The 22915-nt window shown below is 66.2% G+C and carries 21 protein-coding genes and 4 tRNA genes; 7 read left to right on the forward strand and 18 right to left on the reverse strand.

What is annotated here, in order from left to right:
• The first annotated feature begins 1 nt into the window (after window position 1).
• Window positions 2-538 (forward strand): hypothetical protein, encoded by a 537-nt coding sequence (locus tag ACIA5H_RS05580; RefSeq protein ID WP_379250477.1) that lies wholly within the window; start codon window positions 2-4, stop codon window positions 536-538.
• An 86-nt stretch (window positions 539-624) separates the two neighbouring features.
• Entirely contained in the window at window positions 625-1269 is a 645-nt protein-coding gene (locus ACIA5H_RS05585; RefSeq protein ID WP_397074143.1) for a LysE family translocator, read from the forward strand.
• A gap of 16 nt (window positions 1270-1285) precedes the next feature.
• Here ACIA5H_RS05585 and ACIA5H_RS05590 read toward each other — a convergent pair whose 3' ends face one another.
• The 3 genes from ACIA5H_RS05590 to ACIA5H_RS05600 are packed head-to-tail and all read right to left on the reverse strand — an operon-like array spanning window position 1286 to window position 4013.
• Window positions 1286-1846 carry a dihydrofolate reductase family protein gene (locus ACIA5H_RS05590; RefSeq protein WP_397074145.1) on the reverse strand — a complete coding sequence of 187 codons (561 nt, stop codon included), beginning with the start codon at window positions 1844-1846 and terminating at the stop codon, window positions 1286-1288.
• 49 nt (window positions 1847-1895) lie between these two features.
• Complete coding sequence (locus ACIA5H_RS05595) at window positions 1896-3062, reverse strand: pyridoxal phosphate-dependent aminotransferase (RefSeq protein WP_397074147.1); 1167 nt, start codon at window positions 3060-3062, stop codon at window positions 1896-1898.
• A 39-nt stretch (window positions 3063-3101) separates the two neighbouring features.
• On the reverse strand, window positions 3102-4013 hold the full coding sequence (locus ACIA5H_RS05600) for a sigma-70 family RNA polymerase sigma factor (RefSeq protein WP_397074149.1): 912 nt from the start codon (window positions 4011-4013) through the stop codon (window positions 3102-3104).
• Between the two features lie 101 nt (window positions 4014-4114).
• Here ACIA5H_RS05600 and ACIA5H_RS05605 point away from each other — a divergent pair, with 101 nt between their 5' ends.
• Window positions 4115-4726, forward strand: coding sequence for a GNAT family N-acetyltransferase (locus ACIA5H_RS05605; RefSeq protein ID WP_397074151.1), 612 nt, complete (start codon window positions 4115-4117; stop codon window positions 4724-4726).
• A 127-nt stretch (window positions 4727-4853) separates the two neighbouring features.
• Here the strand turns inward: ACIA5H_RS05605 and ACIA5H_RS05610 are convergent, their stop codons facing one another.
• From ACIA5H_RS05610 to ACIA5H_RS05620, 3 genes are all read right to left on the reverse strand, one after another.
• Entirely contained in the window at window positions 4854-5945 is a 1092-nt protein-coding gene (locus tag ACIA5H_RS05610) for a 3-deoxy-7-phosphoheptulonate synthase (protein WP_379250465.1), read from the reverse strand.
• Between the two features lie 303 nt (window positions 5946-6248).
• Entirely contained in the window at window positions 6249-6719 is a 471-nt protein-coding gene (locus tag ACIA5H_RS05615) for a carboxymuconolactone decarboxylase family protein (protein ID WP_397074154.1), read from the reverse strand.
• A gap of 115 nt (window positions 6720-6834) precedes the next feature.
• Window positions 6835-7713 carry an oxidoreductase gene (locus tag ACIA5H_RS05620; RefSeq protein WP_379250463.1) on the reverse strand — a complete coding sequence of 293 codons (879 nt, stop codon included), beginning with the start codon at window positions 7711-7713 and terminating at the stop codon, window positions 6835-6837.
• Window positions 7714-7912: 199 nt separating this feature from the next.
• Here ACIA5H_RS05620 and ACIA5H_RS05625 point away from each other — a divergent pair, with 199 nt between their 5' ends.
• Complete coding sequence (locus ACIA5H_RS05625) at window positions 7913-9529, forward strand: (2,3-dihydroxybenzoyl)adenylate synthase (protein WP_397074156.1); 1617 nt, start codon at window positions 7913-7915, stop codon at window positions 9527-9529.
• Between the two features lie 41 nt (window positions 9530-9570).
• Here ACIA5H_RS05625 and nbtS read toward each other — a convergent pair whose 3' ends face one another.
• Window positions 9571-10881, reverse strand: a complete 1311-nt coding sequence (gene nbtS, locus ACIA5H_RS05630; protein WP_397074158.1) for a nocobactin biosynthesis salicylate synthase NbtS — start codon at window positions 10879-10881, stop codon at window positions 9571-9573.
• 267 nt (window positions 10882-11148) lie between these two features.
• Between nbtS and ACIA5H_RS05635 the strand changes: the two genes are divergently transcribed.
• Window positions 11149-13617, forward strand: coding sequence for a glycerol-3-phosphate 1-O-acyltransferase (locus ACIA5H_RS05635; protein WP_397074160.1), 2469 nt, complete (start codon window positions 11149-11151; stop codon window positions 13615-13617).
• Window positions 13614-15023: an HAD-IB family hydrolase gene (locus ACIA5H_RS05640; RefSeq protein ID WP_397074162.1), complete on the forward strand. Its 1410-nt coding sequence runs from the start codon at window positions 13614-13616 to the stop codon at window positions 15021-15023. The genes ACIA5H_RS05635 and ACIA5H_RS05640 overlap by 4 nt, the downstream gene beginning before the upstream one ends.
• A 271-nt stretch (window positions 15024-15294) precedes the next feature.
• Here the strand turns inward: ACIA5H_RS05640 and ACIA5H_RS05645 are convergent, their stop codons facing one another.
• From ACIA5H_RS05645 to ACIA5H_RS05680, 8 genes are all read right to left on the reverse strand, one after another.
• Window positions 15295-16014, reverse strand: a complete 720-nt coding sequence (locus ACIA5H_RS05645; protein ID WP_397074164.1) for a polyprenol monophosphomannose synthase — start codon at window positions 16012-16014, stop codon at window positions 15295-15297.
• 195 nt (window positions 16015-16209) lie between these two features.
• Window positions 16210-16392 (reverse strand): hypothetical protein, encoded by a 183-nt coding sequence (locus ACIA5H_RS05650; protein WP_355075016.1) that lies wholly within the window; start codon window positions 16390-16392, stop codon window positions 16210-16212.
• 73 nt (window positions 16393-16465) lie between these two features.
• Window positions 16466-17146 (reverse strand): GAP family protein, encoded by a 681-nt coding sequence (locus tag ACIA5H_RS05655; RefSeq protein WP_379250451.1) that lies wholly within the window; start codon window positions 17144-17146, stop codon window positions 16466-16468.
• A gap of 267 nt (window positions 17147-17413) precedes the next feature.
• Window positions 17414-17487: transfer RNA gene (locus ACIA5H_RS05660), tRNA-Phe, on the reverse strand.
• Window positions 17488-17545: 58 nt separating this feature from the next.
• A tRNA-Asp gene (locus ACIA5H_RS05665) sits at window positions 17546-17619 on the reverse strand.
• 29 nt (window positions 17620-17648) lie between these two features.
• A tRNA-Glu gene (locus ACIA5H_RS05670) sits at window positions 17649-17721 on the reverse strand.
• A 94-nt stretch (window positions 17722-17815) separates the two neighbouring features.
• A complete protein-coding gene (locus ACIA5H_RS05675; protein ID WP_355077042.1) occupies window positions 17816-18481 on the reverse strand; it encodes a TetR family transcriptional regulator in 666 nt (221 codons plus the stop codon).
• A gap of 980 nt (window positions 18482-19461) precedes the next feature.
• A tRNA-Lys gene (locus ACIA5H_RS05680) sits at window positions 19462-19537 on the reverse strand.
• A 52-nt stretch (window positions 19538-19589) separates the two neighbouring features.
• Between ACIA5H_RS05680 and ACIA5H_RS05685 the strand changes: the two genes are divergently transcribed.
• Entirely contained in the window at window positions 19590-20711 is a 1122-nt protein-coding gene (locus ACIA5H_RS05685; RefSeq protein WP_397074167.1) for a tyrosine-type recombinase/integrase, read from the forward strand.
• A 97-nt stretch (window positions 20712-20808) separates the two neighbouring features.
• On the opposite strand, the gene ACIA5H_RS05690 is transcribed toward ACIA5H_RS05685, so the two are convergent.
• Genes ACIA5H_RS05690 through ACIA5H_RS05700 form a run of 3 tightly spaced genes read right to left on the reverse strand, consistent with a single transcriptional unit; the run spans window position 20809 to window position 22799 of the window.
• The gene (locus ACIA5H_RS05690; protein WP_397074169.1) at window positions 20809-21249 is read right to left on the reverse strand and encodes a hypothetical protein; all 441 of its coding nucleotides are present in this window, start codon (window positions 21247-21249) and stop codon (window positions 20809-20811) included.
• Window positions 21250-21255: 6 nt separating this feature from the next.
• Window positions 21256-21795, reverse strand: coding sequence for a hypothetical protein (locus tag ACIA5H_RS05695; protein ID WP_397074171.1), 540 nt, complete (start codon window positions 21793-21795; stop codon window positions 21256-21258).
• Window positions 21792-22799 (reverse strand): hypothetical protein, encoded by a 1008-nt coding sequence (locus ACIA5H_RS05700; protein ID WP_397074173.1) that lies wholly within the window; start codon window positions 22797-22799, stop codon window positions 21792-21794. Before ACIA5H_RS05700 ends, ACIA5H_RS05695 begins: the two co-directional genes overlap by 4 nt.
• Window positions 22800-22915: the final 116 nt, after the last annotated feature.

Below are 22915 nucleotides of genomic sequence, written 5' to 3' on the forward strand. Positions count from 1 at the left end.
CATGGTTAATCTGCTCCGGATCACGGCTGTAATTCTGTGCCTGCTGGCCGGTGCCGCATGCTCCACGTCGGAGGACCGCGGTGCGACCGCTTCGCAGTGCTCGGCCAACTTCGATCTGGAGTCGCGCGCCGAACCGCTGGGTTCCGCGACCGAATTGCGGCGCTCCATCAGAGAGCGGGCTGCGCAGCCGGGAACCTATTCGCTGCGGACGCTGACCGAAGCCGCAGGGTGGGATGATCATTGGGATCGCGTCGTCATAGCGTCTTCCGGGCTTCCAGCGGAGAAGCTGAACTCGGCAGCGAATCTTCCCGGATACTGCTGGTCCAACCTCCCGGACTCCGGGTTCGACCGGCCCATCGATAATTTCTACGTCTTCATCACGGGCTCCACTCCCACACAAGTAATTCGCGCCGCACAGGGCTCCGAGCTCTTCCGGGGCGTGGGTAGCGGTGACGTACTCGGACCGGAGTCCCGCTTCCAGTCGGTTCAGCCGCCGGCCCAGCTGCAGAAGCCGTATCTGGAATTGACGCAGGGCTGATCGGAAGCACGGTACGCGTCGCCTCACGTCCAGCATGTGTCGAGTGGACCGCGACAAGGAGCGGTGGGGCGGGCGAGGATCGGGGCATGATCGAGATGGCGGCGGTGGCCGGGGTCGCGGTGGCGGCGTTGGGGATGGTGCTCACGCCGGGGCCGAACATGATGTATCTGGTGTCGCGGACGGTGTCGCAGGGGCGACGGGCCGGGTTGGTGTCGTTGGCGGGGGTAGCGGCGGGGTTCGGGGTGTATCTGGCGGCCGCGACGGTGGGGATCACGGCGGTGTTCGCGGTGGTCCCCGGCCTGTACCTGGCGGTGAAGCTGGCCGGAGCCGTGTACTTGGGTTGGCTGGCCTGGCAGGCGCTGCGACCGGGCGGCGTCTCGGTCTTCGCGCCCGCGGCGCTGTCCGCGGACCCCATCCGGCGGTTGTTCACGATGGGGCTGGTCACCAACCTGCTGAATCCGAAGATCGCGATCATGTACATGGCGCTGATCCCGCAGTTCGTCACGCCGGAGCACGGGAAAGTGTGGTTGCAGAGCCTGTGCCTTGGCACGGTGCAGATCGCGGTGGCGCTCACCGTGAACGGCTTGATCGTCCTCGGGGCGGGCGGTCTGGCGACGTTCCTCGCCGCCCGCCCCCTGTGGCTGCGCACCCAGCGATACCTCACCGGCACGATGCTCGGCGCCATCGCCGCCTTGCTCGCCACCGACCGCGCCCGCCCCATCGCGGCCTGAGCCGAACGGCCTCGACTCAGCGCTGATCGGCCGGATTCGCCAACCGGTAGCGCAGTTCCACGAACTGACCGGCCTGCTGCACCGCGGTGAGCCGCATCCGGCTGGAAAGGATGCGTCGCGGCAGCAGCGGGGCGCCCGCGCCCAGCGTCACCGGAGCGACGCTCACCATGACGTCGTCGAGCAGGCCGGCGTCGGCGAATTGCCCGGCCAGGTCCCCGCCTCCGACGATCCAGATATTGCGGGCGCCGGCCGCCGCGGCCATCTCGCGGTGCACCGACTCGACCGACCCTGCGACGAACCGCAGATTCGCGTCCGGTATCGCGGGAAGATCCCGGTGGGTGAAAACCCAGCACGGGAGGTCACCGTAGTACTTACTCCAGTTCTCCGGTGGTTCGTTCGCCACGACCCATTCGTAGGTGGTCGCACCCATGCACATGGCGCCTACCTGCGCGAGGAAGCCCGCCATGCCCGCCTGCGCCTCGTCCGCTCCGTCCACCTCGAAAAGCCAGGTGAGCGAGTTCTCCGTGTCGGCGAGATATCCGTCGAGACTGGTTGCCGTGTAGTACTGAGTTGCCATGCCGTGCACGTTGCCAGCGAAACATGACAGTTCACGTCATGGTTCGGGATCAACCGTGACGCAACCGGCGGACCCCTTCGTCGAGCGTTTCGTCGCGCTTGCAGAAGGTGAACCGCACCAGATGACTCCAGGCGGCCGTGTCGTCGGCGAACGCGCTGACCGGCACCGCCGCCACGCCGAGCCGCTTGGGCAACTCACGGCAGAAGGTCAGGCCGTCGGCGGCGCCGAGCGGCGTGATATCGGCGACGACGAAGTAACCGCCCGCGCTCGGGTATACGCGCAGACCGGTATCGGCGAGCGCCCCGGAGAGGCGGAGCCGTTTCTCCGACAAGGAGTCCCGCAGCTTGCCGACCCATTCCAACTCGTGGTTGATCGCGTGCGCGACGGCGGGTTGGAACGGCCCGCCCGCCACGAAGGTGAGGAACTGTTTGGCGGCGAGCACCCCATCGATCAGGTCGGCGGGCCCGCACGCCCACCCGGTCTTCCATCCGGTGACGCTGAAGGTCTTCGCCGCGCTGGAAACCACGACCGTCCGCTCGGCCATGCCAGGCAAGGTGGCCAGGCTGATGTGCTCGGCGCCGTCGTAGACCAGGTGCTCGTAGACCTCGTCGGTGAGCACCAGAATGTCATGCTCGCAGGCGATCTCGGCGATGGCGAGCAGGTCCGCGCGTCCGAGGACCGTGCCGGTCGGATTATGGGGCGAGTTGACGATGAGCATCCGGGTGGCCGGGGTGATGGCCGCGCGCAGACTGTCCAAGTCCAGGACGAACCGATCTCCGTCGGCCACGAGACGCGCCGTGCGCCGTCGGGCGCCTGCCAGTGCCACGGCCGCGGCGTACGAGTCGTAGTACGGCTCGATCAGCACTACCTCCTCGCCCGGCTCGACCAAGCCGAGCACCGCCGCGCTGATCGCCTCGGTCGCACCCACGGTCACCAGCACTTGCGAATCGGGATCGTAGGAGGTTCCGTAGCGCCGGGCCCGGTCGTCGGCGACGGCTCGGCGCAGCACCGGCATACCGCGTCCCGGCGGGTACTGGTTGAGTCCGTCGGCGATGGCGCGGCGCGCCACTTCCAGCATGCTCGCGGGCCCGTCGGTGTCCGGGAACCCCTGGCCCAGGTTGACCGCGTCGTGCCGAACGGCGAGTTCGGTCATCTCGGCGAAGATGGTGGACGCGAAAGGGCGCAGACGGGCAACGGTCGGATGTCGCGAGGGCATATCCGGAGACTAGTCCAGCGGTCCACCTCACAACCGGGCTCAACCCAGCCGGACGCCACCCAGCTTGGCCGGATTCGCCACGTCGTAGGTGCCCCAGACCAATCCGTCCCGAACCGTGAAGCCGACGACTCGCGCGGGATAACCGCCCCGGCCCTCGGTCTCCGGACGCGCCGCGACGCTGATACCCAATTGCCCGTTCACCGAGACGAACGCGTACACCTGCGAGGCGTCCTCGAGCCCGTACTTGCGCACCAGGCCCAGATAGAAACGGGCGATGCGATCCGCGCCGTGCAGGACGTTGATCGCGGTGGCGGTGGTGCCGTTGGCATCGCCGATCATCATCGCGTCCGGATGCAGCGCCGCGGCGACGGCGGCCACGTCACCCGTGCTCAGCGCGACGAGGAAACGCTGCACGGCGGCCTCGTGCTCGGCGTCGGGCGCCGGTTGCGGCGTCTGCGCCACCGCCTTGCGGGCACGCACCGCCAGCTGCCGCGCCGCGTCGGCGGAGATGCCGAGGATGTCGGCGATCTCGTCGAACGGCACCGACAACCCGTCGTGCAGCACGAAGGCCACCCGCTGCGGCGGCGTCAGGGTGTCCAGCACGATCAGCGCGGCGAAACGGCACTCCTGCTTGCGCACCACGGCTTCCAACGGGTCGGGAGCGCTCGACGGTGTGCGAGCGGTGACCACGGGTTCCGGCAGCCACTGGCCCACATAACTCTCCCGCCGCGCCGCGGCGCTCCGCAGACGATCCAGGCAGATCCGGCTCACCACAGTGGTCAGCCAAGCTCGCAGATCATCGATCTCGGACTGGTGCGCGCCCGCCAAGCGCAACCAGCTCTCCTGCACCGCGTCCTCGGCATCGCCGACGCTGCCCGTCAGTCGATAGGCGACCGAGAGCAGATGCGCTCGATGTGACTCGAACAGGTCGGAAAGCAGCGCGGCAACCATCGACGGGAAGTCTACGGTCCGATTCGCATCATCCCGGCATCGGCGGACTGCGCCGGACAAACCGGATGATCCACCGGCCGCTTCCGTGACAGCATGGCGCGATGGAACACCGCGTGCTGTCGAACGGAACGATCTGGCTGTCGGCTCCGACGGCGGACGATGTCGACGCCATCACCGAGTGCTGCCAGGACCCGGCCATCGCGGAGTGGGTGACCATCCCGGTGCCGTACGTCCGGGACAGCGCCGTGACCTTCCTCGAGGAGATGGTCGTTCCAGGGTGGGCGGCGCGCAGCCCGACCTGGGCGATCCGGCCACATGCGGGCGCACCGGTCGTCGGCATGATCGGCTTGGGCGAACAGGACGAGAGCGCGGCCGAGATCGGTTTCTGGCTCGCTCCGGCGCAACGGTCGCGCGGCCTGATGACACAGGCGGTCGAGCTGGTGTGCGAATTCGGGTTCCACGCCGACGGACTGGCGCTGGAGCGGATCTCCTGGCGCGCGTTCGTGGGCAACTACGCCTCGGCGGCGGTGGTCCGGCGCGCCGGGTTCCGGTACGAAGGCATGTCGAGGCTCGGCAGCATCCAACGCGGACGACGCCGGGATCACTGGCTCGCCGCCCGGCTGCGCACCGATCCGCCCGGACCGTCGGACGACTGGCCCGCCGAGTTCATCGCCGCCCGGAAGCCGAGCACGCAAGGGCCGGGGGTGCCGTAGCCGAAGCGGGCCCGGCGTTCGGGCCGGCCCAGCTGACTTGCGCGCCGTCGGCTTCCCGGCTCGTGCGCGAGCGGACGAAACTCGCGCTTCGTCCACTCGGGCACGAGCCGCGCCGAAAACGCGCTGGTCAGCGCTCGCGGCGCTGCCGGACCGCGTCCGCGAGGCGGTCCAGCTGCACGGCGGTGGTCTCCCAGTCCAAGCAGGCGTCGGTGATCGACTGGCCGTAGGTGAGCTCATCGGCGTGGCCGAGAGTGAGGTCCTGGCGTCCTGCGATCAGGAAGCTCTCCAGCATCACGCCCACCACGCTCGACTCGCCCGCCGCCAGCCGCCGTGCGATGTCGGTGACCACGTCGGCCTGCTTGTTGTGGTCCTTGTTGCTGTTGCCGTGGCTGGCGTCCACCACGATCCGCTGCGGTAGCGACGCCTTCTCCAGCCGCAGGCACGCCTCGGCGACCGAAGCCGCGTCGTAGTTCGGCCCGGTGCTGCCGCCGCGCAGGATCACGTGGCAGTCCGGATTGCCGGTGGTGCGGATGAGCGCGGAGCGTCCGTCGAGGTCGGTACCGGGGAACACATGGCTGGCCGCCGCGGCGCGCACGCCGTCCACCGCCACCTGGACGTCGCCGTCGGTGCCGTTCTTGATGCCGACCGGCATCGACAGCGCGCTGCTGAGCTGGCGGTGCACCTGGCTGGCCGCGGTGCGCGCGCCGATCGCGCCGTAGGACACCAGATCCGCGATGTACTGCGGCGTGATCGGGTCCAGGAACTCACAAGCCACCGGAAGACCGAGAGCGGTGATGTCGACCAGCAGCTTGCGGCCGAAGCCCAAACCGGTGTTCACGTCGAACGATCCGTCCAAGTGCGGGTCGTTGATCAGGCCCTTCCAGCCCAAGCTGGTGCGCGGCTTCTCGAAGTAGACCCGCATCACCACGTGCAGCCGATCGTCCAGCTCCGCGGCCTTGGCCGCCAGACGGCGCGCGTAATCCAGTGCGGCAGCGGGGTCGTGCACGGAGCACGGGCCGACGATCACCATCAAGCGATCATCCACGCTGTTCAGCACGTCGACGGTGGCTTTGCGTCCCGCACGGACGGTGTCGGCGAGGGCATCGGTGATCGGGTGCACCCGACGCACCTCCGCGGGCGAGCGCAGCGGGCTCACATTGAGGGTGCGTTGATCGTCCAGATCCGAATGCCGTGCGTCGACGTCGGCTGCGGTTGTCATGTCGTGGGTTCCTTTTCTCGGGGCCGACCCACGGATGAGAATCCCGTCGAGCCGGTCCATCGTCCGGCTCGGGGTGGAAGTTCGTCAGCGCACGCGGTTGCCGCAGACCAGCCCACCCAGGGCCGGCTTGCTAAACCAGAAATACACGCGCTGCACGTCAGGGACAGTACCAGCCCGCATCCGATCGGTGAACTGTGTTATCTGCCACGGTGTGTTTCGACGGGGAGGCGGACCTACAAGCGCCGTTCGCGGCCCACGGGACAAGGGGCCTCGAACGGCGCGGGCGATGCCGGACTATCCGGCTCATCCCCACTGCCCGGGCACGTAATCACCGGCCGGGGTGCGGGCGATGACGTTCATCCGGTTCCAGGCGTTGATCATCGCGATGGCGGCGATGAGGGCGGCGATCTGGTCGTCGTCGTAGTGCTTGCGCACCTCCTGCCACACCGCGTCGCTGACCACGCGTCCGTCGCCGATCCGGGTGGCCTCCTCGGTCAGCGCCAGCGCGGCGCGCTCGGCCTCGGTGAAGACGGTGGCCTCGCGCCAGGCGGCGATCAGGTTGAGCCGCACGGAGGTTTCGCCCGCGTGCGCGGCGTCCTTGGTGTGCATGTCGGTGCAGTAACCGCAGCCGTTGATCTGGCTGGCGCGAATCTTCACCAACTCGTAGGTCGCGGCGTCCAGGGTGGAATCGTCGATCACCTTGGAGGCCATGGTGAGCCGCTTGATGAAGCTGGCGCCGACCGGGTTGGCGAAGAGTTCGAAGCGCTGTTCCATGATGTCCGTCCTTTGTCGTTCCCTGTGGGTTCACAAGGAGGACGACGCGGGAAGACGGAGTGTGACAAGGGCGTAAGAGACGTAGGTCACACCGCGTCCGCGGGAAGGGCTGCGGTCATTTCGTGAAGTCGTAGGTGACCCCGGTCAGTTTCTCGGACAACTCCCACAAGTCGGCGGCGACCTTCTCGTCCCTGGACGCTTTCGACGACCCGGACGGCCCCGGGTACCCGCGCATGCCACCCAGGCCGGTGGGTCCGTAGTAGCCGCCCGGCTGGACGTCGGTGGTCGCGGCGAACAGCGTCGGCAGCGCGCCCATCGCGGCGCTCTGCGCGAGCAACCGGTTGCCGACCCACATCACCCGGTCGAGGAAAGACTCGGTGTGCGACTGCAATTCGGTGGAGGCATAGCCGGGATGCGCGGCGACCGAGAGTTTCGCGGAGCCCGCCGCCGTCAACCTGCGCTGCAGCTCGCGAGCGAACATCAGGTTGGCCAGCTTGGCCTGCCCGTAGGCGGCCCACCGCTGATACTTGCGCCGCTCCCAGTTGAGATCGTCCAAGTCGATCTTGCCGACCTGGTGCGCACCGCTGGAGACGGTGACGATCCGGTCGGAGATCTTGTCCAGCAGCAGGCCGGTGAGCGCGAAGTGACCGAGATGGTTTGTGCCGACCTGTTTCTCGAATCCGTCGGCGGTGCGGCCTTCGGGCACAGCCATCACGCCCGCGTTGTTGATGAGCACATCGACCCCGTCGACGCTCTGGGCGAACGCGCGGACCGAATCGAGATCAGCCAGATCGAGTTCGCGAACCTGCGCCCGGTCGCCGAGTCCGGCGGCCACCCGCTCGCCTTTGGCCACGTTCCGGCAGGCGAGCACCACCTCGCCGCCCGCCGCGGCCAGCGCGCGCGCCGTCTCGGCCCCCAGGCCACTGTTGGCCCCTGTCACGATGAACTTCCGGCCGCTCTGGCTGGGGATGTTCGAGGTGTCCCACCTGGTCATGCCGGAAAGTCTAGTGCGCGGCGGCACCCGGCGGCAGGTTCGAACACGCCCGGGCGACCGCATTCACCCGACGCCGGAAGCGTCGCGGCGACGGTGCCACCCCTGGCTGGAATCGATGATCGTGACGGCACAAACCCGGGCGTGAAGTAGGGTTGCCTAACCTATATAAGGGAACCTTTGCTTGATTTGTGAGGCAGACGTGACTTCCACACCGACCGGGTCCGCGCATCGCGACGGCTACGTACCTTTCCCCGCCGACGCGGCCGCGCAATACCGAGCCGCGGGCTTCTGGGCCGGGCGCCCGCTCGGCGATCTGCTGCGCGCGAGCGCACACCGGCATCCCCAGCGCCCCGCGCTCCTCGACGCGGAGGTCTCGCACAGTTACGCCGACATCGACGCCGCCGCGGACCGGATGGCCCACGGGCTGCTCGCGCTCGGCATCGCTCCCGGCGACCGCGTGGTCGTCCAGCTACCCAATGTGCCCGAGTTCCTGACCGTGTTGTTCGGCCTGCTGCGCGCCGGAATCATCCCCGTCTTGAGCCTGCCCGCGCATCGCCGAGCCGAAATCGAGCATCTGGCGCGGCTTTCCGACGCGGTCGGCTACATCGTCGCCGACCGGGCAGGCGATTTCGACTATCGCGAACTGGCCTCGACCGTGCGGGACGCGGTGCCGTCACTGCGCCACGTCCTGGTGCTCGGCGAGCCGGGGCCGTTCACCGACCTCGCCTCGGTACCGCGCGACGGCGGCGAACTGCCCGAGATCGATCCGGGCGATATCGCCCTGATGCTGGTCTCCGGCGGAACCACCGGCCTGCCGAAGCTCATCGCACGCACGCACGACGACTACGTCTACAACGCCACCGCGAGCGCCGAGGTGTGCGCGTTGACCGAGCAGGACGTCTATCTCGCGACACTGCCCGCCGCGCACAACTTTCCGCTGGCCTGCCCCGGCATCTTCGGCACCGTCGGGGTGGGCGGCGCGGTCGCCTTCGTCGGCGATCCCAGTCCGGAAAGCGCGTTCGCCGCGATCGAGCGGCACCGGGTCACGGTGACCGCCGTCGTGCCGCCGCTGGCCCAACTCTGGTGCGCGGCCACCGAATGGGAAGAGGCCGACCTTGGTTCGCTGCGCCTGCTCCAAGTGGGCGGCGCACGACTGGCCGAGGTCAACGCCAAAGAAGTGACCCCGGCGCTCGGCGCGACCCTGCAACAGGTGTTCGGCATGGCCGAGGGCCTGATCAACTACACCCGGCTGGACGATCCGGCCGAACTGCTGCACGCCACCCAGGGTCGTCCGCTCTCGCCCGCCGACGAGATCCGCGTGGTGGACGGCGACGGCAACGATGTGGCGCCCGGCGCGGAGGGCGAGCTGCTGACCAGGGGGCCGTACACGATCCGCGGCTACTACCGAGCGGCCGAGCACAACGCACGCGCGTTCACACCGGACGGCTTCTATCGCAGCGGAGATCTGGTCCGCCGCCTGCCCAGCGGGCATCTGGTGGTGTCCGGCCGGATCAAGGACGTGATCAATCGCGGCGGCGAGAACGTGTCCTGCGACGAACTCGAGGAACATCTGCTCGCCCATCCCGCGGTCCGGCATGCCGCCGCCGTCGGGCTGCCCGACGCGGTGCTGGGCGAAAAGGTCTGCGCCGTCTTGGTCGTCGATGGTGAGATGCCCACGCTGGCCGAGATCAAGTCCTTCCTCACCGCGCGCGGGCTGGCCACCTACAAACTGCCGGACGTGCTGCGCCGCAGCGACAAACTGCCGATCACCGCGGTCGGCAAGATCGACAAGAAGGCGCTGCGCGCCGAGTCCTAGATCGACGGGCAGCGCACCACCGGCGCGCTGCCCGTACCGCCTTACGCCTTGACGACGTAAGGCGCGATGCTGCCGAGCTTCTCGCAGGTCTCCTCGAACTCACGCTCCGGCAGGGACTGACCGACGATGCCCGCGCCCGCGCGCAACCAGGCTCCCTCCGCGTTCTGGTACACCGCGCGCAGCACCAGGGTCGCCTCCAGCGCACCGGTCGGCGCAACGGTCACCACCGCGCCGGAGTACAGCCCGCGCGGGTCGTGATCGAGCCGGAACACCGAGTCGACGCCCTCCCGCTTGGGGATTCCCGAGGCGGTCACCGACGGGAACAGCACCTCGAGCGCGTCCCAGCTGGACCGGTGCGCGGCCAGCCGCCCGCGCACTGTGGACGCCAGATGCTGCACGCTGCCACGCTCACGCACGGCCATGAAGTCCGACACCGCGGGGGTGCCGGGATCGGCGACCGCCGTGATCTCCGCGAACGAGGTTTGCACCGAAATGGCGTGTTCCACGATCTCTTTCGGATCGGTGACCAGTTCGGCCCTGGCGGCGAGATCGGCCGCGGCGCCGCGGCCGAACGCGCGGGTGCCCGCCAGCGGCTCGGTGGTCACCACCCGATCGTCGTCCACCGACGCGACCAGTTCCGGACTGAAGCCCGCCGCTTCCAGGCCGCCGAGCCGCAGCAGGAACGACCGTGCCGGAGTGTTGTGCGCGCGCCCGAGCCGATAGGTCGCCGGAACATCCACGGCGAACGGCAGATCGACTTTCCTGGACAGGATGACCTTCTGATAACGCCCGGCCCGGATCTCGCCGACCGCCTCGGCCACCCGGTCCCGGTAGCCGGTGGGGTCGATTCGGATGTCGGCCGGATGCGCCTGCGGCAGTTCGGTGTTCTGCGACCGCGCGATCAGCTCGTGAATGTCCGCGATCTCCGACGGCGTCGCACCCGATACCCGGACGCCGAATTCGCCCACCCTGACCTCGATGCGAGGAACCATCAGGTGCGCCAATGTGGTGCGCGGATCGAGGTGCTCCGTGGCGTCGAGCGCCCAAGCGCAGAACTCGAATCCGATCCAGCCGTAGGCATTCCGCCCGTCGAGGGGCAGCGCGCCGAGCGCGCGGTCGATCACCGCCGCAGGATTGCCTTCCCACCGGCTGGTCGAAGTCTCCCCTTGCCAGGTGACGCGCAGCTCTCGCACATCCAGTTCGACGCTGCCGAACGGATCGGCGGCGAACACCCATTCCCCCGGACGCTCGTACACCACGTACTCGCCGAACCGATCCGCCCCCGCCAGCCGGGACATCGCTGCCGCCGGATCGGTTACATACTCAACCCGCAGGCGTTCCGTGGTCGACAACGATCCTCCAAAGGTAACCCTGGCCTAACTTGTGGCGGTAAGGTTAGCATTACCTCCTTCACTGCGCCGGTGTGCTCGCGGCCACAACGCGGACCCGAGAAATCGCTGCGAGCTGGATGGTTCGCGCCTGCCGAGTTCTTTCGTCCGGGCTTGCGCCGTTCGCGTCGCCGGCGCCCGCGCACGAACTCGCCGCGCCGACTGCCTGCGCGGAACAGACCCGCCGAGATTGAATAGTGGGAAGCGTCACCTGCGGAGGGAAGAACATCGATGATCGATCACCGCGGCGATTCACCCGCGACAGTCCGGCCCGGGACCACACCGCGATCGGTGGTGGCCCTGATCGACGCCGCCTCCGGGGTGGAACGCGAACTCGTCGGCAAGTGGCTCGCCGACGGCGGGATCAGCGCCGAGTTCGGTACCGACGCCCCGGTCACCCAGCTGGACCTGGACGCGAGCGCCGTCGCCGCACGGCTGGTCGGCAGGCGCGACGATCCGCTGGTGGTGCCGATCCGCGTGCTGTGGCTGCCGCCGGAACGTGACGGCGTCCGCCGCGTCACCTTCGCCGATCTCGCCCTGCTGACCAACCCGCGCAAGCCCAACCGGCTGGCACAGCGCAAGCTGGTGTCCAAGTCACCGGACCGGCACGTCGTGCTGACCGGCGCTCCGGCCCGGCTCAGCGAGTTGCGCATCAACAATCCGGAGGCTTCGGCGCTCTACGACAAGGGCACCGCCGAACCGTTCGCCCGCGCCGTCGTGCGCGCGGCGGTGGTTGCGCTGGAACGCGCCGAGCGCACCATCATCGGCGACCGGTACAAGGTGCCCAAGCTGGTCGCGGAGGAGATCCTCGACTCACCCGACTTCCTGCGCAGGCTGGAACTCATCGCCGATCAGATCGGGGCGAGCCCGCACGAGGTGTACCGGCGCGCGGAGAAAGCGCTCAACGAACTCGTCGCCGCCCAGAGCAGGCTGGTTTCCGACCTGTTCACCCAGGCCATGCGCCCGGTGCACGCTTCGACCTGGAATGTGGACTTCGACGAGTCCGGCCTGACCGGCTTGCGCGACCTGAACCGCCGCTTTCCGCTGGTGTTCCTGCCTTCGCACCGCTCGTACGTCGACGCGTTCGTCCTGGGAGACGTACTGGCCCGCAACGACTTCCCGCCGAACCACGTGATCGGCGGCGCGAACCTCAGCTTCTGGCCGATGGGCCCGATCGCCCGGCGCACCGGAACGGTGTTCATCCGGCGCAGTTTCGGCGACGACGAGGTCTACAAGGCCGTCGTCGAGGAGTACTTCGCCTACCTGCTGGCCAAGCGCTTCAACCTGGAGTGGTACTTCGAGGGCGGCCGCACCCGCACCGGCAAGCTGCGGCCCCCGCGCTACGGCTTGCTGAACTACCTCGCCGCGGCGGTCCGTTCCAACCGCATCGACGACGTCATGCTGGTTCCGGTCTCGATCACCTACGAGCGGCTCAACGAGCTCGGCGCCATCGCCACCGAGCAGGAGGGCGGCAAGAAGAAACCGGAGGGCCTCACCTGGCTGGCGCGCTACATCCGCAGCCAGCAGCACTCCGCCGGGCACGTGTACGTCCGCTTCGGGGAGCCGCTGTCGGCCCGCGATCGTCTTGCCGCACATGGCGACCCGCTCACCGCGCCGCCGCTGACCATCCCCCTGCACCATACCGAGCCGATTCCGGCGCCGCGCACGGAAGCCGGGGTCGTCGACAGCGAACCGCCGGAAATCGCCGAACTGGAACGAAAGGCCGTGCAGCGGCTCGCGTTCGAAGTCGCGGTCGGCATCAACGCGGTCACCCCGATCACCGTCAGCGCGCTGGTCACCCTGGCTCTGCTTGGCGTGGACGGGCGCGCCCTCACCCTCGGCGAGGTGCGCACGGTGCTCAACCCGGTGCTCGGCTATATCGACAAGCGTGAGCTGCCGGGCGGCGAACTCGACGCGCTGCGCGACGCACAGGGCCTGGCCGTCGTGCTGGAACAGCTTTCGCTGGCCAAGGTGGTCACGGTGTATCGCGGCGGGGTCGAGCCGGTGTACTCGATCGAGACCGGCGCGCATCTCGAGGCCGCCTTCTACCGCAACAGCGCCGTGCACTGGTTCGTCAACCGCGCCATCCTCGAGCTGTCCATCCTGGCCGGGGTCGACAACGGTGACGCCGACGCCCTGAAGACAGGGTGGGACGAGGCATTCCGGCTGCGCGACCTCTTGAAGTTCGAGTTCTTCTTCCCCGATCGCGGCGAGTTCGCCGATCAGATGGTCGCGGAAATGCTGCTGGTCGATCCGGACTGGTACAGCCATACCCGCAGCGACACCCTCAGCTCGGACATCCTGGCGAAGCTCACCGCCTCCGGGTTCACCATGGCCCACCGCGTGCTGCGCTCGTTCGTCGACGCGCAGTTGGTGGTGGCCGAACGGCTGGCCGCCCGGGATGCGGGCGACGAGATCGACCGCAAGGAGTTCATCACCGAATGCGTGGCGGTCGGCAAGCAGATGATGCTGCAGCAGCGGTTGCACAGCCCGGAGTCGGTCTCGACCGAGCTGTTCACCAGCGCGCTGAAGCTCGCCGACAACTACGGCCTACTGGAGACGGTGTCCGACGACGAGCCGGAGGAGCGCCGCGCCGAGTTGGTCGGGCGAAGGAACGAATTCGCCGAGCGCCTGCGCACCATCGGCGCCCGCATCGCGCAGGCCGCCACGCTGGATCCATCCAATCGGGAGGCGTGGTGACCGACGCGCGCGCCGGCCTCGACGCCGCGCTCGCCGCCATCCGCTCCGGTCCGCAAGGCGGCGCGGTCGCCGCGATCTTCGATTTCGGCGGTACGGTCCTCGACGCCCCGAAATCGCGCCGGCTACGCCGCAAGCCCGCCGATGTGCTGCTCGGCGGCATCCGCGATCACATGACCGACGGCGAATACAGCCGGTTCCTGCGCGAGTTGTCGGTGGCGCTGGCCGGACGCTCCGAACAGGAGCTGGACGACGTGGGCAGACGCCTGTTCCAGCGCACCGTCTACGGGTACCTGTATCCCGAAGCTTGGGAACTGATCCGCACCCACCGAGCAGCCGGGCACACCATCGTGCTGGTCAGCTCACTGACCCGATTCCAGGTGGCGCCGACGGCGGCACAATTGGGCATCGAGCACGTGCTGTACACGCCGATGGCCACCAGCGGCGGTGTGCTCACCGGCCATCCCGATGGGAAGACGCTGTGGCACAACGGCAAAGCCGAGGCTGTGGCTACGTTCGCCGCCGCGCACCGAGTGGATCTCGAGCACAGCTACGCCTACGCCGACTCGATCGCCGACCTGCCCATGCTGTCGCTGGTGGGACATCCGGTGGCGGTGAACGCCGACGACGCGCTCAGCGCCGCCGCCGACCGGCAGCACTGGGCCACGTTGACGTTCCGGCCGCGCCGCGCGCCGCGTGCGAGCGATTACGTACGCACCGCCGCGGGATTCGCCGGGCTGCTCGGGGGCGCGCTGTTCGGCGTCGCGTCGAAAGCGCCCACCCAGGACCGGCAGCGGATGGCCGACGCGCTGATGGCGCACGCGGCGCGCAACACGCTGCGCATCGCGGGCGTGCGCGTGCGGGTCACCGGCGGCGAGCACGCGAGATCGCCGCGGCCCGCGGTCTTCCTGTTCAACCATCAGAGCCAGTTCGACATCATCATCGTGCCCGAAGTGCTCGGCGGCGGGGTGACCGCGATCGGCAAGAAGGAACTGACCAAGAATCCGGTCTTCGGGCCGCTCATGCGCTTCGTCGGCGTGACGTTCATCGACCGGGCGAATACCGCTCAGGCCAAGGCGGCGCTGCGGCCGGTGGTGGAGACCCTACGCGGTGGCTTGTCGGTCGCGGTGGCTCCGGAAGGCACCCGTTCCTACACCCCCGAAGTCGGGCCGTTCAAGAAGGGCGCATTCCACATCGCCATGCAGGCGGGCGTGCCGGTGATCCCGGTCGTCATCCGGAACGCGGGCGAGATCTGCTGGCGCAACGCGATGGTCGCCCGGCCGGGAACAGTCGACGTGGCGATACTCGACCCCATCGACGTCAGCGCGTGGGAGCCGGGTGATTTGGACGACAACGTGGCGCGGGTCCGCCAGCTGTTCGTAGACACGCTACTGAATTGGCCGCACTGATCGGCACGGCGTCGCGTCGACGGCCGCCGGTCGTGTGGTCGCCCCGCTTCGGCCGCGATGCTGTCCCTAGCTGCGGACCGTCGTGCTGTGAGCGGCGGGGGTAATCGGTGCGACGCAGCCTGCGGCGGCCATCACGCCGGACCTCGACCTGGTCTGTGCGTCTCCCCTCGCCCGTGCGGTCGGTGCTCGTGACCGGGCTGGAGGCGATGCACAGCCGCTCGGTCAGCCGTTGACCGCCTGAGCCGCCGACGAACGGGACCCGTTGGGCAATTCAGACCGCGCGGCCGAACAGCAGCTTCCACGGCATGAGCGCCGACTCGAGCTGCACCTTCAGGCTCATCTTGGACGCGCCGAGCGTCCGCTCCTCGAATCGGATGGGGACCTCGGCGATCGCGATCCCCTTCTTGATGGTCCGGTAGTTCATCTCGACCTGGAACGAATACCCGTTGCTGCGGATGGAGGCCACGTCGATGGCGCGCAGAGTGTCGGCCTTCCAGGCCTTGAAGCCCGCGGTGGCGTCCTTGACGCCCAAGCGCAGGATGAGGTTCACGTAGAAATTGGCCCAGGCCGAGAGCGCCTTGCGGTACCACTTCCATTCCGCGGCGGTCGAGCCGCCGGGAACGTAACGCGAACCCAGCACGACGCCGGCGTCCGTGTCGGAGAGCTTCTCCAGCATGGCCGGGATGACTTCGACGGGGTGCGACAGGTCGGCGTCCATCTGGATCACGACGTCCGCGCCCTCGTCCAGCGCCCGAGTGATGCCCGCGACGTATGCCCGGCCGAGTCCGTCCTTCTCGGTACGGTGCAGCACACCGACCACGTTCGGCAGTTCGGCGGCGAGCTTGTCGGCCACCTCGCCGGTGCCGTCCGGCGAGCTGTCGTCCACCACGAGTACGTGCAGGTCGGGCACCGGCAGCGCGGTCAGCCGCTCCACCGCAACCGGCAGATTTTCCCGCTCGTTGTAGGTCGGCACAACAACGGTAACCCTCAAGGGTCGCCCTCCCTGCTGATCCTGGTTTCCGCTCGCAGCCCACGCCAGGACCTCCGAGCATTCGTCGAGTTCTGGAGAACCGTACTCGATACACCTGATCGCGACCTGAGCGGCCGCACCCGGTGTGACGCGGTCCGAGCCCTCGACCTGCGGCCCAAGATCAACTTCACCGCCCGGGGGAACACCCGGGGCGCGTCACTCCCCGTCCCGCCAGGCCCGATCCCGGGCATCTTCCCGCTCGTTGCGCGCGTGCGCGATCTCCAGCGCGCGCTCGGCCGTCGCTTTGTCCGGGTACGGCCCCATCCGGTCGCGGAACCAGCACTGCCGCCCTTGCTCGGCCCGATTGTGCTTCAAGCAGTAATACCAGCGCTCAGCCATACCTCCAGCATCCCACCGAACACCACCGCTCAATCGCTTTTCCGTTCGCCATCCGTTGCCCGGACTCGGCAATTCACGGCCAAAGGCTTCGGTAATGGATGAGCGCGTGGCACAGGACGACCACACCGAAGATCGCGAAGAGTACGCGCACCGAAGCAGGTCCGTACGAGCTGATAATGCGAACGATTTTCCGATACATCCGCCGCGCGCCGGTCGTACGCCGCATCGCGAGGCCGAGTATCACCAGCGGCGGCAGCAATGCCAACGCGCAATACGCGACCACGATCAGCGGCCACAACGTCGGTAGCGGATTCCGTGCGGAGATCATCGCGAGTCCGGCCAGATAGGGAACCGCGGTCGGCGCCTGTGCGATGCCGATCGCCACGCCGAGGCCGGCGAGCACCCACGGTTGCCGTCGTAGCGCGCTCGCCCGTTCCGGGGTCGCCGTACCGGCCATTCGAATACACGCGAGAGCGATCAGCACCACCCCCGCGAGGAGTTCTGCCCAATACCGCACCGTCGGCGTGACCTCGAAGTCGAACAGATCGGTCAGAAAACCGATCCCCAGGATCGTGCAGATGCCGAAGGCGGTGGTGACGGCGAAGACGCCCGCCAGCAAGCTCAAACCGCTCACCAGCGGCGAGCGACGGCTCAATCTGCTGTCGTAGACCACCGCCGTGGTGACGCCGATCAGCAGCAGGTCGAGCGAGTCGAGGAAGGCGAACCCAGCGAGCGCGAGGAGAAGGATCCACATGGCCGCGCCAGCCTACCCGCGCCCTACAAGCAACCGCGTAGTCCCGAACCCGATGCGCGACCGCTCGATTCGCCATATCGAATCGAGCGGTCAGCGAGCAGAGAGCAACGCCACACCGGACGACGATCAGCCGTCCGCTCGCGCGGACGAAGGAAACCACCAAGCGAGAAAGTCGGGCGACGCAGACCCGCAGAACAGGAATTGAGCGCATAACGAAACGAGCCCGGCTCACGCTCTCCGTGAACAGGGCTCGCCAACAAGTGAAGGTGGCCAGGGCCGGGATCGAACCGGCGACCTTCCGCTTTTCAGGCGGACGCTCGTACCAACTGAGCTACCTGGCCGCAGGCACCCGAAGTGAATGCCATACGCGAAACGCCGGATATCTCCGGCGCTTGCTTGCGACCCTGACGGGACTCGAACCCGCGACCTCCGCCGTGACAGGGCGGCGCGCTAACCAACTGCGCCACAGGGCCATGCTCTGCTACCAACGATCCATGGATCGTACCCCCTACGGGATTCGAACCCGCGCTACCGCCTTGAAAGGGCGGCGTCCTAGGCCGCTAGACGAAGGGGGCTCGTCCCGGATTTCTCCGGACCGGCTTTCAACGGCTGTCCGTTGGGAGCTGGGATAGCTTATGACAGACCGGACTCGAATCCCAAACCGGCTGGTCAGAGGCTCAAACCGAGCTCTTCCAAGCGCGCGTGGGCACGCCACCCGTCGCTACGGAACTTCTCCAGCCATTCCGGGGTGGCCATCGCCTCCATCACGACCTCGAGCGCCTCCTCGAACCGCGCCCGCAGATCGACCTGCCCGCCTAGCAGATCCACCATGTAGCGCTGACCGGCCAGCGCCGCGGCGAGCGTGCGGGTGAACCGGTCGGGATCGGCGTCCGCGCGCAGCTGCCCGTGGTCGATGGCGCGGACGGTGAGCACCCTGGTGGTGCGGCCCAGGATGCGGCCGCCACCGGCTTGCACGTCCCGATAGAAGTCCGGTTCGATGATCAGGCGGTACTCGGCCTGCACGATGATGTCGTGCTCGAGTCGCAGCGCGATCTCGTCGACCACCCCGTGCAGGATGTCCAGCGGGCTGAGATCGGTTCGCGCCAGCCAGCGCTCGGCGGAGGCGCGATAGCGTTCCACCGCGGTCTCCAGCACCGCGCGTGCCAGGTCTTCCTTCGAATCGAAATGGAAGTACATGGCGCCCTTGGTGGCACGCGATCCTTCCAATATGCGGTTGAGCGATGCAGCGGCATAGCCGCTCTTCCCGAACTCAACGGCGGCGGACCTGATAATCGCCGCCCGTGTCCGGCGCGCCCGCTCTTGCTGCCGTGCCATGCTCGAAACGCCTCCGAAGCCTTACTCGCCGCCAATCAGCCACCCCCGAAGGAACGGACCCTCGGCGCGAATTCATGAGTTTTATCAATACGTGGAACCCGGTTTTCGACCGATTGCAGACTTTCGGTACGAAAACGCCCTGAAAACCTGAAACACACCAGCTGGTATAGTTTGCCTGCCCGGGTGCGCCGCAGGGGGTGCGCATCCGGGCATTTCTTCGTTTCGAACGTGCCTCCTCCTGCGGCATCGAGTTCCGTCGAGCCGTGGCCGGCCGGGCCGACCGCGGCACCTTCGGACACAGCAACGACAATCCGAATTCCGTGACGCCGACCGAGTCGACGATTCTTTCGGAATTCACCAAGGCGTCACCGTACCCGGAATCCCGATCCGACACGCGGCAAACCGAGGAGTCAGGTAGCCATCCGATTCGGTTTTCTGTTACGGCAAATGTTCGGCAACCTGATCTACCCATCCGGAGGGTGCGCGAATTCGCCAGCGGTTCAAGGTTGTTCACGCGCGCCGACCGACAACCCGGACGACCGGCCGCCGCCCACGTTTCGCCCGCCAACCCGTCCTCCACGCCTTCCCCGGCCACAGCCGTTCACCCCTGCAAATCCAAAGAGATTGCCAGCCAACATGTTTGAATGATATCCAGATCCAGCTAAGATGAACAAAGCTGGGTGCCAAGTGTTTACCGCCTGCATCGCCCACCGCGCACGCCGCGTTACCCATCCCCCCGCGTCCGCCCGCCCCACCGGGTCCGCCACGCCGCCCCACCCATCCAGCCCGCCCGCCGACACGAACTCCCCCGATTGGGGCATACGCCCCTGCCCGCACTACACTGTTGCTCCGCGCCCCTATAGCTCAGTTGGTAGAGCTACGGACTTTTAATCCACAGGTTGGGGCGCTTCTACCAGCGGAAACGCTAGAATCGTGGGGCAAACGTGGGGCTCTCAGATCCCCACGCCCCGCCGTCGTGATGGTGCCCCCTGTAGGACTCGAACCTACGACCTAGTGATTAAAAGTCACCAGCTCTACCAACTGAGCTAAAGGGGCTCGGCTGGCAAGCATAGCTGACAGCGGCTGTAGGGCACGAACCGATTGAAGGGTGGACCAGTCGATGGCGTGGGCGGAGAAGCTCCCCAGCGGCAAGTACAGGGGCGTCTACAGGGACGCGAACGGGAAGAAGCGGAGCGCCGGCACCTTCGCCCGGAAGGCGGAGGCAGAGCGGCAGGCCGGGAACAAGGAAGTCGCGGAACGCCGGTCTCCCACTCCCCACGGGGCCGACAAGATGACGTGGGGAGAGTGGGAGCCAACGTGGACGGCCTCCCGAATTGTGAGGAAGAGCACAAATCGTTCCGATGTAGCGCGGCTGCGCGATCACGTTCGCCCGCGGTGGCAGAGGGAACCACTGCGCTCGATTACGACCGACGACGTTCAGAAGTGGGTGACCGATCTGTCCAACAGCGGCATGGCGCCCTCGACGGTCGCTAAGTGTTACTACCTCCTGAGTGCCTCGATGAAGGCTGCACAACTCGCGCGCCGGATCGACGTGAATCCATGCAAGGGCATCACCCTCCCCAAGCCAGGGCCGATGCCCGAGCGATACCTCGACGACGAGGAGATAGCAGCAATCGAGATATCCCTCGACCCCTTCGACCTCGTCGTAGTCGAGCTACTACTCGGCACAGGCGTCCGTCTCGGCGAGGCGATGGGTCTTCATTGGGAGAGCGTGAATCTTAAGCGCCGCGAGGTCGTCATCGAGTGGGCCTACGATCCGGTTGAAAGTGAAATGAACCCACCGAAAGACTACGAGCGCCGAACAATTCCGATTGGGGACAGACTCACCAGGCTGCTCAAGACACGGTTAGACCGAGTCGGCATGGGGAAGCCTGCCCCGCCACCCGTGAAGTACCCGCGGAACGCCCGCGTGCACTCCGGTCTCGTCATGGCCCACACACAAGGTCGGCCGTTCGATGCGAGCAACCTGCGCGATCGCTTCGCCGCATCGGTGAGGATCGCATACGTTGGCAAGGGCAAACAACGTCACCAAATTGGCCACGTTCGACTTCACGACCTTCGCCATACTTATGCAAGTCGCCTACTCGAGCGCGGCATCCCGATCGAAGACGTATCCCGATTGCTGGGGCATTCCTCGGTTGTGACAACAATGAGATACGCGCACAGAGCAAAATCTCGTTGGGACAACGTACGGGCAGCACTGGACTGAGGTTCTCACCGCAACCTACACAGACAACTGCGCTACAACACCGATTCAAACCCTCAGCCACTCCAACAGCGCGGCATTCTACGATAGAAGGCGCTCCCTACACCGAACATTCGGGATCAGCCGGAAAGAATTCACAGGAGGAAATAATATCAAGCCTCAGCTCGCGCCAATCATCCCTCAGCGGTATCGCCGCATGAGCCTTGCCAAGGATAGGGTCCAACTCGTCTTCGCAAATGTGGACTTCGCCGCCTCGCCTCAATATGAGTGAGGCCGCGAATCGTGCCACACCGTGTGTGGTCCAATCCTTACACAAGTTGACCGATGGGATTCCGAGTTCCTCAAGCAGTCGCTCAACGTAGACCGACAGGCCATCTTCTTTGTCCCGCGGACTGTAGTTGAAAGCGGCGGGAGACAGTTTAGTCTCGCCGGTAATCAGGTCATTGACTGTGAAAAAACTTGGCTTTTTGGGCACACGTCGATAGAGTTGATCTTCGATCTCAACAGGCATATTGTCAGCCTTCAGAATTGCCGTGTCCACGTGTAGCTATCTAACAGCGCGACGCCATTTAGGATTCGCTACCTCAACTTCTTTCGACAGATGATTCAAGCTGTATTGCAGCTTCCGAAAAGGCAACACTTCCCCTTCCCCCGAATAGCTTTCAGCAGCGACATTTCTGACCGACCACCAGTACTTATCGCCAGGAATGATGTCGATCTCAATCGACATGTCAAGTGCCGTCCAAAAGAACACCAATCCACCATCCTCCGGAGCGATGGAAGCATAGACCGTGTTCGGGGTGAACAAGAACCGAATAAGTTGGAGCGCACGGTAGGCGACGTCGATGTCCACGTGTCTGCCGCGGAGGAGATCGGCCAGCTGAATGATGCCGTTTTCCGCCGCCAAACCGTTAACTCGCGGAATCCGAGCAAGGGCCGCGCGACGGTTCCGCGCCGCGAAGACGGCCGCTCGATTCCTCGAAACTACTCGAGGCTCCCAGTTGATAAAGACTTTGTGGGCGTCCGGTTCAGCTAATGGACTAGGCTTAGAACCGGCTTCGGGCCAAGCGTTTCCACGATAACTCATGCCCCTCCCCACCCTTTCTTCATCTCGGCGCTAAAACTGGACTCGAAGTTGGAGATTTCGAATTCATGCGCATCGTGTAGGAGTAGTTGCGCCACAGCCATCGGATCATCTGTGTCGGGAGAGAAGCCGTCGCGGGGCACCGAGAGCGACCAGATATCAACTTCAGAAGGCTGACCTTCTCCTTCATCCAAGGAGATCCATGCGGTACGTCGAGTAGAAAGCTGCGGATTATCGCTTACTCGACGCAATTTCAAGCCGAGATAGTTTATGCCCAGACTCGCCCGATCGACGATTCGGCTGTCTTCCCAATTCGACAAGACGCCATAAACCCAGTCAATAGAGTCAATGTCCGACAGAGCATTAGAATAGTAACACTGCGCACCTTGCACTTTTACAGTGTTATCCGTTTCCTCTACAACCTGCACCAGCTCCGCGAAACGATCCATCAACTCGGGCGCCAAATTAGTGTAGCCCGGGTAGGCTTCGCCATGAGATTCAGTGGCGGAAAACGCCCATTTAAGTGATATTTGATCGAACTGATAAAACAAAATAGGGCTGAATGAGCCTGTAGCTTGTTCGACTCCCGGCATTGGCCAGCTGTCCGTGAAGGGGTCAACAGAAGGGAGATTCTCGGGACGCTGCCTCGGCAACCGCTGCCGAACCGCTGGGTATTTTTCCATCCATTGGCGTTGCAGAGTTCCGACCAGCGCAACGTCAAACCGCAAGGGTTCAAAGTAGAGCGTGAACTCCGCCCATCGCACTGGAGGGCGCACATACTCAGCTGCATGGTCAAGAGGCGTCGCCATGCCGCCATGATGGCACACTTGACGAGTCGGCACATGGATAAAGGCGGCCGGGGACGACACAAGCCAGTAGACGACGACCGCTATGAGAGAAATAAAACCGTCCGGACGGCTTGTTTTTGCATCCAGCCCGTATGGGCTATGCACTAGCACGCCTGCACCGCGATCAGTCAAGTCCGCCGGTGCGTGTGTGAGCGTCAAAACATACCACTAGAAGGCACTACATAGTGGTCACGAGATGCGAGCCTTCTGAACGACGGTTCCCAGTAGTGAGCATCCGGCATTACAAAGCTGCTTCTCCTGGGCTGCTAACTCGG

Source organism: Nocardia sp. NPDC051900 (genome assembly GCF_044452545.1).
Lineage (GTDB): Bacteria > Actinomycetota > Actinomycetes > Mycobacteriales > Mycobacteriaceae > Nocardia > Nocardia sichangensis.

Coding starts and splice junctions, on each gene's coding strand:
- ACIA5H_RS05580 (WP_379250477.1), top strand. CDS start 2: ATGGTTAATCTGCTCCGGATCACGGCTGTAATTCTGTGCCTGCTGGCC.
- ACIA5H_RS05585 (WP_397074143.1), top strand. CDS start 625: ATGATCGAGATGGCGGCGGTGGCCGGGGTCGCGGTGGCGGCGTTGGGG.
- ACIA5H_RS05590 (WP_397074145.1), bottom strand. CDS start 1,846: ATGGCAACTCAGTACTACACGGCAACCAGTCTCGACGGATATCTCGCC.
- ACIA5H_RS05595 (WP_397074147.1), bottom strand. CDS start 3,062: ATGCCCTCGCGACATCCGACCGTTGCCCGTCTGCGCCCTTTCGCGTCC.
- ACIA5H_RS05600 (WP_397074149.1), bottom strand. CDS start 4,013: ATGGTTGCCGCGCTGCTTTCCGACCTGTTCGAGTCACATCGAGCGCAT.
- ACIA5H_RS05605 (WP_397074151.1), top strand. CDS start 4,115: ATGGAACACCGCGTGCTGTCGAACGGAACGATCTGGCTGTCGGCTCCG.
- ACIA5H_RS05610 (WP_379250465.1), bottom strand. CDS start 5,945: ATGACAACCGCAGCCGACGTCGACGCACGGCATTCGGATCTGGACGAT.
- ACIA5H_RS05615 (WP_397074154.1), bottom strand. CDS start 6,719: ATGGAACAGCGCTTCGAACTCTTCGCCAACCCGGTCGGCGCCAGCTTC.
- ACIA5H_RS05620 (WP_379250463.1), bottom strand. CDS start 7,713: ATGACCAGGTGGGACACCTCGAACATCCCCAGCCAGAGCGGCCGGAAG.
- ACIA5H_RS05635 (WP_397074160.1), top strand. CDS start 11,149: ATGATCGATCACCGCGGCGATTCACCCGCGACAGTCCGGCCCGGGACC.
- ACIA5H_RS05650 (WP_355075016.1), bottom strand. CDS start 16,392: ATGGCTGAGCGCTGGTATTACTGCTTGAAGCACAATCGGGCCGAGCAA.
- ACIA5H_RS05655 (WP_379250451.1), bottom strand. CDS start 17,146: ATGTGGATCCTTCTCCTCGCGCTCGCTGGGTTCGCCTTCCTCGACTCG.
- ACIA5H_RS05675 (WP_355077042.1), bottom strand. CDS start 18,481: ATGGCACGGCAGCAAGAGCGGGCGCGCCGGACACGGGCGGCGATTATC.
- ACIA5H_RS05695 (WP_397074171.1), bottom strand. CDS start 21,795: ATGAGTTATCGTGGAAACGCTTGGCCCGAAGCCGGTTCTAAGCCTAGT.